At 64.6% G+C, this 14,282-nt stretch carries 13 protein-coding genes; 2 read left to right on the top strand and 11 right to left on the bottom strand.

Features of this window, described 5'->3' with window-relative positions:
- From dacB to VFW04_12055, 3 genes are all read right to left on the bottom strand, one after another.
- Positions 1 to 1,158 (bottom strand): D-alanyl-D-alanine carboxypeptidase/D-alanyl-D-alanine-endopeptidase (dacB, locus tag VFW04_12065; protein ID HEX5180059.1); only part of this gene is annotated, 1,158 nt, incomplete at its 3' end.
- Between the two features lie 183 nt (positions 1,159 to 1,341).
- On the bottom strand, positions 1,342 to 2,604 hold the full coding sequence (locus VFW04_12060) for a DUF5009 domain-containing protein (protein ID HEX5180058.1): 1,263 nt from the start codon (positions 2,602 to 2,604) through the stop codon (positions 1,342 to 1,344).
- Positions 2,601 to 3,128 carry a hypothetical protein gene (locus VFW04_12055; protein ID HEX5180057.1) on the bottom strand — a complete coding sequence of 176 codons (528 nt, stop codon included), beginning with the start codon at positions 3,126 to 3,128 and terminating at the stop codon, positions 2,601 to 2,603. The genes VFW04_12060 and VFW04_12055 overlap by 4 nt, the downstream gene beginning before the upstream one ends.
- A gap of 154 nt (positions 3,129 to 3,282) precedes the next feature.
- On the opposite strand from VFW04_12055, the gene VFW04_12050 reads away from it, so the two are divergent.
- Positions 3,283 to 3,774, top strand: coding sequence for a hypothetical protein (locus VFW04_12050; protein HEX5180056.1), 492 nt, complete (start codon positions 3,283 to 3,285; stop codon positions 3,772 to 3,774).
- 161 nt (positions 3,775 to 3,935) lie between these two features.
- Here the strand turns inward: VFW04_12050 and VFW04_12045 are convergent, their stop codons facing one another.
- The 8 genes from VFW04_12045 to VFW04_12010 all read right to left on the bottom strand — a co-directional run bounded on the left by VFW04_12045 (position 3,936) and on the right by VFW04_12010 (position 12,980).
- The gene (locus VFW04_12045) at positions 3,936 to 4,796 is read right to left on the bottom strand and encodes a cytochrome c oxidase assembly protein (protein HEX5180055.1); all 861 of its coding nucleotides are present in this window, start codon (positions 4,794 to 4,796) and stop codon (positions 3,936 to 3,938) included.
- 21 nt (positions 4,797 to 4,817) lie between these two features.
- Entirely contained in the window at positions 4,818 to 5,180 is a 363-nt protein-coding gene (locus VFW04_12040) for a cytochrome C oxidase subunit IV family protein (GenBank protein HEX5180054.1), read from the bottom strand.
- A gap of 10 nt (positions 5,181 to 5,190) precedes the next feature.
- Entirely contained in the window at positions 5,191 to 5,829 is a 639-nt protein-coding gene (locus tag VFW04_12035) for a heme-copper oxidase subunit III (protein HEX5180053.1), read from the bottom strand.
- Positions 5,830 to 5,873: 44 nt separating this feature from the next.
- Positions 5,874 to 7,745 (bottom strand): cytochrome c oxidase subunit I, encoded by a 1,872-nt coding sequence (gene ctaD, locus VFW04_12030; GenBank protein HEX5180052.1) that lies wholly within the window; start codon positions 7,743 to 7,745, stop codon positions 5,874 to 5,876.
- A gap of 12 nt (positions 7,746 to 7,757) precedes the next feature.
- Positions 7,758 to 8,987 (bottom strand): cytochrome c oxidase subunit II, encoded by a 1,230-nt coding sequence (gene coxB, locus VFW04_12025; protein ID HEX5180051.1) that lies wholly within the window; start codon positions 8,985 to 8,987, stop codon positions 7,758 to 7,760.
- A 117-nt stretch (positions 8,988 to 9,104) separates the two neighbouring features.
- On the bottom strand, positions 9,105 to 10,160 hold the full coding sequence (locus VFW04_12020; protein ID HEX5180050.1) for a hypothetical protein: 1,056 nt from the start codon (positions 10,158 to 10,160) through the stop codon (positions 9,105 to 9,107).
- A gap of 17 nt (positions 10,161 to 10,177) precedes the next feature.
- Positions 10,178 to 12,031, bottom strand: a complete 1,854-nt coding sequence (locus VFW04_12015) for an aspartate ammonia-lyase (protein HEX5180049.1) — start codon at positions 12,029 to 12,031, stop codon at positions 10,178 to 10,180.
- Positions 12,032 to 12,065: 34 nt separating this feature from the next.
- Positions 12,066 to 12,980 carry a hypothetical protein gene (locus VFW04_12010; GenBank protein ID HEX5180048.1) on the bottom strand — a complete coding sequence of 305 codons (915 nt, stop codon included), beginning with the start codon at positions 12,978 to 12,980 and terminating at the stop codon, positions 12,066 to 12,068.
- A 207-nt stretch (positions 12,981 to 13,187) separates the two neighbouring features.
- Between VFW04_12010 and VFW04_12005 the strand changes: the two genes are divergently transcribed.
- Positions 13,188 to 14,282, top strand: a complete 1,095-nt coding sequence (locus tag VFW04_12005) for a N(4)-(beta-N-acetylglucosaminyl)-L-asparaginase (protein HEX5180047.1) — start codon at positions 13,188 to 13,190, stop codon at positions 14,280 to 14,282.

Here is a 14,282-nt window from a genome sequence, read left to right as displayed (position 1 = left end):
ATCGCTCGCCGCCTTGCGGCCCGCATCGCGGAACAGCAGCTCCGCGAAGTGGTTGATGCTCTCGCGGTTCATGGCCGAGATGAGGTGCGAGAGCGGGGGCGACGCGATGCCGGCGACCTTGATCGCGTCGTTAGGCGTCGTTGCGAACTTCGTTGCTCCCGTAATCTGCACGCCGCGATTTTCGAGTGCTCGCCGGAACGCGCCGGCCGTGAACGCCGTCGGATCTTCCACCACCACCTGATAGCTGTGAACGCCGGCGTGCGCGCCGATTGAACCGCGCACTTCCATGCCTCCGTTGGGCAGCGAGCGCGCCATGATCCGTGCACGGCGGCCGGCCACCGTGCGCACGTCCGCGGAGAGGGGAAGGTCGGTCGCGGGATCGACCGAGACATGCGCCGGCTGCTTGCCGGTTCCGGGTACCACGGTGACCGTGGCGAGATTCTCGTTGCACGACAGCGCCGACACGCGCGCGGCGTAGCCCGACTGCAGGTAGCGGGTCTTCCATCCTTCGGGGATGCGCTGCGGGTCGAAGGCGCTCGCGTCCGCGATGAGGCTGCCCGACACGCGCTTGATTCCGGCTGCCACAACGGCTTTCGCGAGATCATCCATGGCCGCGGCCGCGCCGCCCTGAATGTAGCGCTTGGAAATACCCGGATCACCGTCGCCGCGCAGCACCAGGTCGCCCTGCAGCGTGCCATCGGCGCTCACGGTTCCCGCGCGGAGGACGTCGGTGCTGAACTCGTGGTCGGCGCCGTACTCCTGGAGCGCCAACGCGGTGGTGAAGAGCTTCAGGTTGGACGCGGGCTGCAGCTCGACATCGGGCTGATACGAATAGAGGGTGTCGCCACGGGTGAGCGACATGACGAGCGCTCCCCACTGTCCGCTGCGCACGCGCGCATTGAGCATGGCGCCCAGGTCATTGCCTAACGCAGGAACGCCGACCGGGCTCTCGTAGCGGAGCGTCGCCGCTCGCGTCGAGCGGACGCGGTGGTGCCGCACACGTGCGGAGTGGCTCGCGCTCGCGGCTTCGGCGCCGGCCACCGATGTCGACGCCAGCACAGGACTCGCACCGCTCTGTGCGCGCGCCCGGCCTACGCCGAGCACGAGAATCGCGATGGCGGCGGCGAGCGCAGACCGGCTGCGAGCGATTCGGTTCATCGACGATGATGCGTTGGGCATATGGCAATGATGACGCCGCGTCGCAGGTGCGTTGGGCCGCGGCGGCTGGTCGGTCGTATTTTCGGTGTTTCTACGGAACGAGCGGGGCAGGTGGCCTGCCGGTTGGACCTACTCCTTCACGAGCGGTTCTGATCCTTCGTCACGTGCCCAACAATCCAACGGCTACAACTTGATCACGATGCGTCGCCGGTACAACTCCCACATGAGTCCCAAGAACAGCAAGACGTAGCAGATGGCGAAGAGCAACGACGCATTGCGGGGCGGAAGCCAGGACGCGAACCAGTGGTCGTACATCGCCGTCTCGAGCGGGATCATCGTCCCGCCCGACGGCACTCGCACGAGCGTGTAGATGATCCGCGAGAAAAATCCTTCGGCGACGTAGGCTGCCAGAGGATTGAGCCCGAAGATGATGAAGGGCCACGTCCACCAGCGGACGTGCCGGACATCGATCAACCACATGCACGTGGCGAGCGTGACGGCGCCCATGCCGGCGGTGAACAGCACGAAGGAGCTGGTCCACAGGTTCTTGTTGATCGGGAAGACCCAATTCCAGACGAGACCGGCGACCATGAGCATCGCCCCGACGCTGAACAGCGCGACGATGCGCTCCAGGAGCGGCCGATCGCTCGCGATCCATTTTCCGGCGATGACGCCGAGGATGCAGGTGCCGATCGCCGGGATCGTGGACAGAATTCCCTCCGGATCCCACGTGTGCGAGCCGACCCACAAGTGGTTGACGCCGAAGACGGTGCGGTCGAGCCATGCACTGAGCGTCCCGTCCTTGGTATTGAGCACGAGGGCGCCGATCGCGTTCTGCCCGGGCACCGGGACGAGCGTCATGGCCATCCAATAGCCTAACAACAGCGCGGCGACGATCATCACCTGCTGTTTGACGGACGTGCGCAGCGTGATGAGCGCGCCGCACAGATAAGCGACGCCGATGCGCTGGAGGACGCCCGTCAGCCGCCAGTGGCCTAACCCCAGGTGCGGCGTGACCGAGTCGAACTGCGCGCCGAACGGCAGATGAATCACGAACTCGTGGTACGGCAGGCCGGTGAGGAGCAGGCCGACGAGCACGATCATCGCGCCGCGCTTGACGATCTGGGTGACGATCTGCCGGTCGGTGGCGCCGCGGCGCCGGCGTCCGGTGAGGGACAGGTGCGTGGTGATGCCGACGATGAAGAGGAAGAACGGGAAGATGAGATCCGTTGGCGTCCAGCCGTTCCACTCGGCGTGTTCGAGCGGCGGATAGATCGCGCTCCACGTGCCTGGATTGTTGACGAGCAGCATCCCGGCGATCGTGAGCCCGCGGAAGACGTCGAGCGAGACGAGCCGCTCCCGCGCCGCTTGGGGGCGCGCCACCGGCGAACGAGTCGTCGCGTCGCCTAACGGAGCGACGGTCTCCCGGGGGATCGTCGCGGTCACGCGCTCTTGGACGCAGGCGGCGCCGCGCCTTCAGGCGCGACCTGCCATTGGTGATTGCGGCACTCGAACCGGATACGCTTCGGCGGCGACACCTTGCCGCTGTCCTCCTTGTCGAGATAGCGGCCAGCGAATCCGATGCTGGAGCCGGTTTTCGTCGTGTCCATGCCCGCATAGAGCAACAGCAGCGTCACGACATCGTTTTTCGCCTTGAGATTCTCGAGCTGCTTCTTCTGACCCGCCGGATCGCTCGGGAAGAGGTACGTTGGTCCTTTCGTCTCGAGCTCGCTGCGGACAGCGTCGGGAAGCGCCGAGTCACCCGATGAATAGAAGAGGAATCGGAGTGGCTCGGGATCGAGACCGTGGAGGTATTGGTCGACGGCGCTCGTGTATTCGGGCGCGTCCATCGCGGGGCAGTTGGCGGCGGATTCGGACGAGTTGCCTGAGCCGCAGGCGCCGAGCGCGATGAGGAGGGCGGCGGCAGGTATGACAAGCACCGCCCGGTGGAGAGAGGCATGTCGTGTCATGCCTTATAGTTGCACGAGCGCAGGCATTTGTCGAGGCCGTCGCTGGCTTCCGTTAGGGGATGGTCTAGGCATTCTGTGCATAGCGTCGCACATTCAGGACGATCGGGCAGGCCTGGCGAAGCTGAGTCCGTCACGAGCACACGCGGAGGTTGGCATGCCGGCAGCGCACAATACGGTTCGCGAAGGAGTGGTGGCGGGGGTGATTGCGGCGACGGGTGTGGCGGTCTGGTTTCTGGTCGTGGACGTCGTGAGCGGGCACGGCGTGTTCTACACGCCGGAGCTGTTAGGCGCCGCGCTGTTCAGCGTCTTCGGTAACACCGGGACTGACAGCGCGGTACTGCACGTCGCGATATACACGGTCTTCCATTACGCGGCGTTTGTCTTCTCTGGCCTTATCGCATCGCGGGTGGTGCATCGCGCCGAAGTCGAGCCGTCGGTCCTGGTCACGTTCACGTTGCTCTTCATCATCTTCGAGCTGGGCTTCTATGGTGTGGCGGCGACGATGGCCGAGACGCGAATGCACGCGCTCGCGTGGTATCAGATCGCGGCCGGGAACGTGTTGGCGGCGCTCCTCATGGGAACGTACCTGTACCGCACGCATCCGGCGTTGCGTCAGGAATTCGCGCACGCCATGGAAGGTGAATGACCGGCGGACTAAAGGCGGACTAAAGGCGAGACTAAAGGCGGACAAGGCGACAGGCGGACAATCGCGGACACACGGACAAACCGCGGACCGCTACGCCTGTAGCGGTCCGCAGTTTGTCCGGTGTGTCCGCGCTGTCCGCCTGTCGCTTGGTCCGCGGTTTGTCAGACTGTAGCTTCCTGGCGCTCGAACTCGCGGACCCATCTGAAAAATGCGACGGACAGGACGCCAATGAAGACGAAGCCGCCGGGGATCCACATGATCAGGCCGCCCAGGCGCTGATCCTCGAGCGGGGACAGCGCCCACACGCGAGGTGCGGCGGCGTAGGATGGGAAGAGCGTCGTGCTCGCGTACGTGATGATCATCGCCACGGCGGTCATCGGCAGCGACATCAGGAACAAGTACAGCATCTGCTTCGGATACGAGAGCGCCGGCAGCTCGGGCATCGTGCTCATCACCGGCCACCACATGATGGTGGATGCGACGAGGAAACAGAGGTGCATCACGATGTGCACCGGATGGTGCACGAGAGCATAGTTGTAGAGCGGCGGCAGATGCCACACGACGATCGTGACGTTGAAGATCCCGAACGCTGCCGGTCCCGTCGTGATGCGTCGCGCGACTGCCGCGACGCTTCGGCTGCGCAGCGCCGGCCGCAGCATCCATCCCGGTGTTCCCGCGATCAACAGCGGCGTGACGATCATGGTGAGCACGAGATGCTGCACCATGTGGGCGCTGAACAGATAGTCGTCGCTCAGATCGTGCAGCGGGCCGTTGAGCGATAAGAACAACGTCGCCAGGCCGAGGACGAACGCCAGCACCTGGCCATGCGTTGGCCGGCGTCTTGGGTCGGGCGCACTGGGCGGCGCGGCGCCCGGCTGCGGAACGGGATCCACTTCGCCGGCGCGGGCGCGCCAGGCGTACAGCGCGCCTAACGCAGCGATGCCGATGACGGTGCTCGGGTGCACGCTGAACGACGACCAGCTGAAGGTGCCAGCCGGGTGCAACCAGAGGGTCATCGTCATCGCCACTGTCCTACGGGCACATCAGGTCGCGTGCAGCGACAGGTGTCCGAAGAGGAAGAGGAGGGAGATGATGACGATGATCGCGATCGTCAACGGTCCCAGGAACAGCCCGCGGAAGATCTTGGCGTCGTACTTGAGGTGCATGTAGAACATCACGACGATCGTGAATTTGCAGATCGAGAGGATGATGAGCGCGGGCGCGAAGAGCCGCGTCTGCTTGATCGGCGTGTAATAGATCCAGACCTCGGCCACGGTGAGCACGCCCAGAATCAGGGCGACCCATTTGTACGTGCTCCAGGTGGGGAAGTGGACTTCCTTATGCGGCGGAGCGATCGGCTCGTGAGCGTCCGACGCTGCAGTCGCGTGCGAATGATCGGCGGTCATCGAGGCCTCGCTACTGGAGCAGGTACAGGAACGTAAAGATCGCGACCCACACGACGTCGACGAAGTGCCAATAGAGCGCCATCACATCGACGTTGACCGCGTCTCGGGGTCCGAGCCCGCGTTTCTTGTCGATGAACCACATCGTGATCAGCCAGAGTACGCCGACGGTCACGTGCGCGCCGTGGAATCCGGTCGTAATGAAGAAGGTCGAGCCGAACAGGTTCGTGGTGATCTTGAGTCCCTCGTGGACGAACGACGTGAACTCGAACGCCTGAAAGCCGAGGAAGGTCGCGCCTAACAGCGCCGTGGCGAGCAACCAGATCTGCGACCACTTGTGATCGTTTCGCTCGACGGCCGCGTGCGCCAGCACCATGCACAGCGACGACATGAGGAGCACGAAGGTCGACGACGAGGTCACCGGAATGTTGAGGACCCCGTGATGCAGGATGTGCGTGGCCGGATCGGTCCAATCCGTATGCGGGAACGGTCCCGTGACGGACCGCCCCTTGTAGATCAGGTACGTCGAGATGAGTGACGCGAAGAAGAAGCACTCCGAGCCAATGAACGCCCAGATCGCGATCTTCGTGTGCGGAAGACCGGTGCTGGTGTAATGGTGCTCGGCGTGATGTTCGGCGACGGCGGTAGCCAAGGTGTTTCTCCGGTACGATAGCGGTCAGGCGCGTGCGACGCGCATCAGTGTTCGGGTTCGAGCGGCGTGAGGACCCATGCGTACAGCATGACGATGAAGATGGCGCCGCCTAACAGAATGATCGGGATCTGGCGGTGCCAGATGAGTCCGACGAACGCGAGCGTCAATCCCAGTGTCGCCAGGAGCGGCTTGATCGTCGGCGTCGGCATCGGAATGCCTAACTGCTCGGCCGACGGGTACGTGGGCAGCGGCTGGTCGGCGCCGGCCGTCGGAACGGGCGGCGACAGCGGCGACGGTCCCTGCTGCGGCCACATCGGATACCGCGACGTCACCGTTGGAATCGTCGCGTAATTGTAGTCGGGTGGCGGCGAGGGAATCGACCACTCGATCGTCGGCGCGTCCCACGGATTGTTGCCGGCGAGCGCGCCGTGACCGCGGCTGCGAATAAAGTTGATGAGGAAGAGCAGCGTGGCGAAGGCGATGATGAACGCGCCATACGACGACAGATGGTTGTCGAAGTCCCAGCCCTGATTGGCGTCGTACGACCAGATGCGGCGCGGCATGCCGTTCAATCCGGCGAAGTGCATGGGAAAGAACGCGAGGTTCATTCCGATGAACGTCAGCCAGAAGTGCCATTTGCCGAGCGTTTCGTTCATCATGCGCCCGGTCATCTTCGGGAAGTAATAGTAGATGCCGGCGAACAAGCCCATGATCGAGCCGCCGAACAGCACGTAATGGAAGTGGGCGACGATGAAATAGCTGTCGGTCTGCATGAGGTCAGACGGCGGCGACGAGTGCATGACGCCGGAGATGCCGCCGATCGTGAACAGGCCAACCAAGCCGATCGCGAACAGCGTCGACGTGCGGAACGTGAGGTTCCCGCCCCACATCGTGCCTAACCAGTTGAAGATCTTCACGCCCGTGGGAATGGCGATGAGCATCGTCGTGATGCTGAAGATCGAATCGGCCACCGGTCCCATGCCGACCGCGAACATATGGTGCGCCCACACACCGAAGCCGAGGAAGGCGATCAGGATGAGCGAGTACACCATCACCGGGTAGCCGAACAGCGGCTTGCGGGCGAAGGTCGGCAGCACCTCCGATACGAGGCCGAATGCCGGCAAGATCAGGATGTAGACCTCAGGGTGCCCGAACAACCAGAAGAGGTGTTGCCAGAGCAGCGGATCGGCTCCTGCTGTGATCTCGTAGAACTTGGTGCCGAAGAAGCGGTCGAAGAGCAGGAACGTGACTGCGACGGTGATGATCGGAAACGCGAGGATGATCAGGAATTGGGTAACGAATGCGGCCCACGTAAACACGGGCATGCGCATGAAGTGCATGCCCGGCGCGCGCATGTTGATGATCGTGGTGATGAAATTGAATCCGGCCGCGAGCGAGGACAGTCCGAGGATCTGCAAGCCGATCACCCAGAAGTCCATGTTGATGCCGGGGTTGAACTGGCGCGTGTTGAGCGGAGCGTACGCAAACCAGCCACCGTCGGGCGCGGCGTGGATGAGCCACGATACGTTCATGAACAAGCTGCCGGCGAGGAACACCCAGTAACTGAAGGCGTTCAAGCGCGGGAATGCGACGTCGCGCGCGCCGATCTGCAGCGGAATCAGAAGATTGAAGAACGCGGCCGACATCGGCATGATCGCCATGAAAATCATGGTCGTGCCGTGCATCGTGAACAGCTGGTTGTACGTGTCGGCGGAGACCAGGCGTCCGTTAGGCCCGTAGAGCTGCGACCGGATGAAGAGGGCTTCGATGCCGCCGATGACGAACCACCCGATGGCCGTGTACAGGTACAACTGGCCGATCTTCTTATGGTCCGTTGTGGCGAGCCAGCTCCAGATCCCGCTTTCGTATTTGTGCGCTTTGCCCGTGACTGACGGCGCCGCGACTGTGGTTGCCATTCCGGGTCTCCGTTACTTCAGGGACGAGAGATACGCGGCCAGATCGGCGATCTGCTGATCGTCGAAGGCGCCCATCGATTCGGGCAGGCCTTTTCCCATGGGCGGCATGATCACGCCGGGCTTCATGAGCCGCGCGTCCTTGATCCACATGGTCAGGTGCTTCATGTCGTTCGGGTACAGACCGGCGCCGATCGTCGTCCGGCTGCCGACGTGCGTCAAGTTAGGCCCGATGATGCCGGGCGATACGCCCTGGATCGTATGGCATCCGATGCACGCGGCGGTCTTGAAGAGCTGCGCGCCGCGGTCGGCATCTGCTTTGGCGATCGTGCTCTTGTCGAAATGCTCGTCGGTGGGAAGCGGCGTCTCGGGAACCGTCCACGTAGGCAACTGATCGCGCGGGTACGTCGCGGAGTTCGTGTCGGCGCTGGCGAGCGATGCCGCGGCGGGCGCCGCCGGCGCAGCCGCAGCCTTCTTGCTCGTGTCTGGCTGTGCGGGCGCCGCCGCTGTCGCGGGGAACGCGGGACCACTCTGCTGATGCTTGACCCACGCCGCAAACTGCTCGGGGCTCACCGTGAAGACGCGGAACCGCATGTTCGAGTGCGACGTGCCGCAATACTCGGCGCAGAAGCCGTTCCATGCGCCGGCGGAGTCGGGCGTGAACCACAGGTAGTTTGGTTTCTCCTTGTGGACAACGTCGCGTTTGCCCGCCAACTGCGGTATCCAGAACGAATGGATCACATCGTCGGTGCGCAACGTGAAGCTGGCGGTGCGTCCGACTGGGAGATAGAGCTCGTTCGCCGTGACAATCTTGTACTGCGGATATCGGAACTCCCACCACCATTGATGTCCGATGACTTCGACCTGCACTGACCCGGCCGCCGCCGCAGCTTGCGTCTCGAAAATCGCGCGGACGCTCGGCACTGCAATGATCGCGAGGATCACCGCCGGTATGAGTGTCCATGTGATTTCGAGTGTCGTATTGCCGTGCGTTTGTTGCGGCGTCGTTGCGTTGGGTCGTGCTCGGAACCTGAACAGTGCCCAGATGAGGGTGCCCTCGACGAGCACGAAGACGAGGCCGCCCAGAATGAGCAGGAGATACGTAAGCCGGTCTTCGGTGCGTCCGATCTCGGAGTGGGCGCCGAAGATGGTGTTGGGGAATCCGGCGCACGCGGCTAGGCCGAGGACGAACACCGGAGTCAGCGCGGCGTAGACGGTGCGGCGCGCGCGGTGAAAACCAGTCATCCCGAATCCTGATAGACGTTCGATGAGCAGACGCGTGGAAGGGGCGCGTCCGAGGCTGTGCATTTGGCGCGGAAGGTATCGGCTCACGCGAGGTAAATCAAGACGAAACCACGCACGTCACGACACGGGCGCGAGCCGTGGGTTCGGTCGCTCTTCACGACCCGCCTTGTGCTGCGAATGCCCATTCACACGCACGACGTCGGCAGTGAAGTCGAATTGGCCGCTAAAGAGCGACGATCCCACGCCGTACGAGTCCACTGGCACGCCGGCCTCCTCGAAGGCGCGAATCTTTTCGACGGTGAATCCGCCCGAGACGACGATGCGAACATCGTTGAATCCTTCGCCGTCGAGCGCACGACGGACGTTGTACACGAGCTGCGGATTCACCCCCGTGGGCGTGAAGCTCCCCATCTGCGGCAAAATCGATTGGTCAACCATATTTTCCGACGTGTCGAGGCGAACACCCCACAGGCGGCGCCCGAGCGCGCGGGCCGCGGCCAGCGACGTCCCGACGCAATCGTTGTCGTAATCGACGAGCGTGATGATCTGCACGTCGGGATCCATGTAGCTCGCAAATTTCAGCGTCGCGAGCACGGTGTCGCCGTCGTACGCGGCGATGAGCGCGTGCGGAACTGTGCCGATGCCGCTCGATCCCCACCAACTCGCCTGCGCATCGGTGGACACGCCGATGGCGCCCGCGACGTGCGCCGCGTAGCCATCCCCCGTCTGCACCAGCCAGTGATCGTGTCGCGCGGGAAAGAACAGCACCGATTTCGGCTTCGCCGCGTCGACGACGCGCCGGGTGTTGGTGCCGACGCGCGTGCGCCGCGCGAGGACGCCGAGATACAGCGTCTCGAGATGCGCGAATCCAGCGTACGGCCCTTCGATGGTCATCACGGTTTCCCACGGCGCGATCGCGTCGCCGTCATAGAGCGCACGCACTTCCAGTGCGGGCCAGTCGTCGGCGCACAACTTGAGAATCGCGATCGCTTCGTCCATGCCGCCCAGGTACGCGTGTGCCTTACCGAAGACCTGCATGGTGACGCGCGGGGAGTGGTGATCCTCGTTGAGAATATCGCGCGCGCGGACGAAATACTTGTCGGAGTAGTAGCCCTCTCGCATGCGCTCCACGGGCAGGTGGAACACGGCGGGGTCGAGTCGGGGACGCGGCACGCGATCGCTCGCGAGGATTATCGGGCGCGCTCGGCGCCGGCCATGCGGACCGGATCGAGAATGTCGGCGAGTTGATCCCGCGTGAGCAGCTTCGATTCGAGGACTACGTCTTTCACGCTGCGTCCCGTCTCGAGCGCGGTGCGCGCCACCTGGGTGGCCGCCTCGTAGCCGATGGCCGGCAGCAGCGCGGTGACGACGCCGATCGAATGATCGACGAACCAACGGAGGCGCTGTTCGTTAGGCGTGATCCCGGTCACGCAGCGCTCGCGGAGCACCAGGCAGGCGTTGCGCATCTCGGCCAGCGCGCTGAGCAGACGGAACGCGATCACCGGCTCGAAGACGTTCAACTGCAACTGGCCGCCCTCGGCGGCGACGGTGACGGTGACGTCGCCGCCGATCACGTCGAAGCAGACCTGGTTCACGACTTCGGGGATGACCGGGTTCACTTTGCCCGGCATGATCGATGAGCCGGGTTGCATGGGAGGCAAATTGATTTCGCCCAACCCGGCGCGCGGGCCCGAGCTCAGCAGTCTGAGGTCGTTGCAGATCTTCGAGAGCTTGACCGCGCAGCGCTTGAGCACGCCCGAGAGCTGCACGAACACGCCGGTGTCGGCGGTCGCTTCGACGAGGTCGGGTGCGGTGACCAACGGAAGGCCGGTGATCGCCGCGAGGTGCGCCCGCACGCGTTCGGCGTATCCGGCCGGCGCGGTGATCCCGGTGCCGATGGCGGTCGCGCCCATGTTGATCTCGCGGAGCAGGCCCTGCGTTTCCGCGAGCCGGTCGACGTCCTCGAGAATCGTATGTCCGAACGCGGCGAACTCCTGGCCGAGCGTCATCGGGACGGCGTCCTGCAACTGGGTGCGGCCCATCTTGAGGAGCCCGGCGAACTCGGCGCCTTTGTCCAGGAACGCGTTGGCGAGTGCGCGCATCGCATCGCGCAATTCTTCGATGCTCGCGTGCAGTGCAAGCTTGATCGCGGTTGGATAAACGTCGTTCGTCGACTGCGAGAGGTTGACGTGATTGTTGGGATGGACCGTCTCGTACTCGCCGCGCTTGTGGCCGAGGAGCTCGAGTGCGCGATTGGCGATGACCTCGTTGGCATTCATGTTGGTCGAGGTGCCGGCGCCGCCCTGGATCATGTCGACGAGGAAATGTTCGTGGTGGCGGCCGGCGCGGATTTCTCGCGCGGCGGCGACGATGGCATCGCGGATTGGAGGCGCCAGGAGGCCCAGGTCGGCGTTGGCGAGCGCGGCCGCTTCTTTCACGGCGCCGAGCGCGGCGATGAGGACGGGAAACTCGCGCACCGGCAGGCCGGTGATCGGGAAGTTCTCGAGGGCGCGCAGCGTCTGGATGCCGTACATGGCATCGTCGGGGACGTCGCGCTCGCCTAACAGATCGTGCTCGCGCCGGCGGCGTCCGTCGGCGAAGCCCAACATACGGCCGTGGCCGGCGAGGGTCGCGTCGGCCGAGCGGAGCCGCTGGGAGATGGCGCGGGCGGCGCGGGCGACGAGGCGTGCATAGAGCGCCGGCCGCTCCTGCACGATCGCGCGGACGTCGAGCGCGTTCCAGAACGCGATCGTCGTCGGTTCGAGCGTGCGCGCGCTCGTCCCGTGGGGCGCGTCTTCCTCGAGCAGCATGCCCTCGCCGAGGGCTTCGCCGGTGCCTAACGTTGCCAGGCGGACGGCGCGTCCGTCGCCGCCTTTCTCGATGGCGACGCTGCCGCTCTCGATGAGCGCGAAGATGCGGCGCGGGTCGCCTTCGCGGAACACGTAGCGGTCGGCGTCGAAGGAGGCGGACGTGACGGCGGCGCCGAGCGGTTCGAGCTCATCGGCGGAAAAGCCGTGAAAAAACGCGAAGCGGCGGAGGTCCACAGGTCGTTAGGCCGTGCAGAAGAAAGGACGAATCTCAGGCGCGCAGGCCGAAGGAAAGGACATCCATGCCGGCGCGAGCGGCGCTGGCGAGTACGCTGCCGACCAACGTCGAGTCGGACAGACGAATACACGACGTGTTGTCTTGTGGATGGACGACGTTGTAGTTGACGCCGTTCGTCGCGCAGTCGGCCTGCGCAACGTTGTAGCGCGTTTGTGGATCGTATTTCAGCGCCGGCGTGCCCGTTGCGAACGCAATGTGGCCGGCGTAGACAAGGATGTCGGCTGTCATCACGGTATCATCTTTCGTCAGCAACCTCGCCATGGGCTGGCCGAGCGCGTTCTTCTGCGCGGGATTCTTGCTGATGCCGGCAATCGACATCCCACAGACCTGCGAGACGACCCACCGGACGAATCCGCCGCAGTCGAAGTGCAGCTTGTCATTGCACGACTCGCCCCAGACGAGCGTCTTGTCCAAGTGACCCTGCTTTCGCTTGGTGTATTCCGTGCTTTCGTTGTAGTCCCGCGGTTCGCCATCCCCGGTGCCCAGGATCAACCGCGGCGTGAGTTTCTCGTGGCAGCTCCACGGCTCGAGATGTTTGTCGATGCAGTTCTTGATGAATGCTTCCAGTTTGTTGTCGGACGCTGGGTTGGCGATGATCGCGTTCGCCGGCGACGACACCACGAAGCAGCGCCCTGCGCAGACGAATCGTTGCGCGTCCTGATCGAAGTGCTGTGCGGCGGCGAACGTCGTCGATCCGCGCGCCGATGTGGCGAGACTGACCGCCTGGGGAGCGAAGTATTGCGGCGCCTTACTGGAGGGCCGCAGGCCTTCGGCGCCCCAAAGGTAGTGCGCGCCGTCGGTCGCCAACTTCTGGCACAGCGCCATGATTGCAGTGCGCCGCTCGTCACACCACTGCGCCACTTGGTCGGGCTGGTTGGTGTTCGCCATGGACACTCCTTCGGTCAGGCGTGGGGCGATGAGACTCGAGCGCTTTCGCAACGTCGGAAGATTACGTTCGCATCGGGCAACGGAAAGAGCGAGCCGGCGCGTCGTGCCCCATCGAAGCGTGGTGATGGCGCTGTTGCGGTTGCTTCGCGCGGGGCCGCGGATCAAATTCGCGGCGTTCGCCGTTTTCTTGGCTCGAGGAGGAACCGCTTGTCTCTCACCCGCCGTGACTTCATTGGCGCCGGCGCCGCCGCCGCGGCCGGTCTCGCGATGGCCCGGACGGCGAGCGCGTCCGGGTTGCCGGATTCGCGGATCGGGCGCCGGCGCGGCGCGGCCGCCGACAACCGACCTGCCGTCGTGTCGAGCGCCAACGGCATACGCGGCGTCGCCAGGGCGCGCGAGATGATGCTCCAGAACGCCGATCCGTTAGACGCGGCGATCGCGGGCGTCAACATCACCGAGCTCGACCCGACCGACCACTCGGTCGGGCTGGGCGGGCTGCCTAACGAAGACGGGGTCGTCCAGCTCGACGCCTCGTGCATGCACGGCCCGACGCGGCGCGCGGGCGCCGTCGGCGCGATCGAGGACATCGCGACGCCGTCGCTGGTCGCCAAGGCGGTGATGGACTACACCGACCACATCTTTCTCGTCGGCCCCGGCGCCAAGAAATTCGCTCTCGAGATGGGATTCAAGGAGCAGAACCTGCTCACCGACGAAGCGCGTCAGATCTGGCTCAAGTGGAAAGCCAACCACGATCCGAACGATGCGTGGCTCGACCACGACGACGACGTGAAGGTGCAATTCACGCACGGCACCATCAACATGAACGCCGTCACCGCGGCCGGCGACATCGGCAGTGTGACCACGACGAGCGGGATGTCCTACAAGATCCCTGGCCGCGTCGGCGACAGCGCCATCGTCGGCGCCGGCCAGTACTGCGACAACGATGTCGGGGCGTCCGGCAGCACGGGGCGCGGCGAAGCCAACATCAAGATCGCGGGTGCATTCTTCGTCGTCGAGCAGATGCGGAACGGCGCCTCGCCGGAAGAGGCATGCCTGCGGGCGCTGCAGCGCGCCATCCAGATGACCGAGGCGCGCCTGCTCGATGAGCGCAAGCGGCCGCGCTACGACCTGACGTATTACGCGATCGCGAAGGACGGCCGCTACGGAAGCGCGAACATCTATTCGGGACTGGAGTTCGCGGTGGCGGACGCGCGCGGCGCGCGGCTGGAACCGTGCGCCTACCTCTTCAAGGAGAGCGAGCGCCCGCGCGGCCCGGTGCCGATGCACGCGCTGTCGCGCTGA

This window comes from Gemmatimonadaceae bacterium, from assembly GCA_036273715.1.
GTDB lineage: Bacteria > Gemmatimonadota > Gemmatimonadetes > Gemmatimonadales > Gemmatimonadaceae > JADGGM01.
This window is presented reverse-complemented; position numbering and strand designations above follow the sequence as displayed.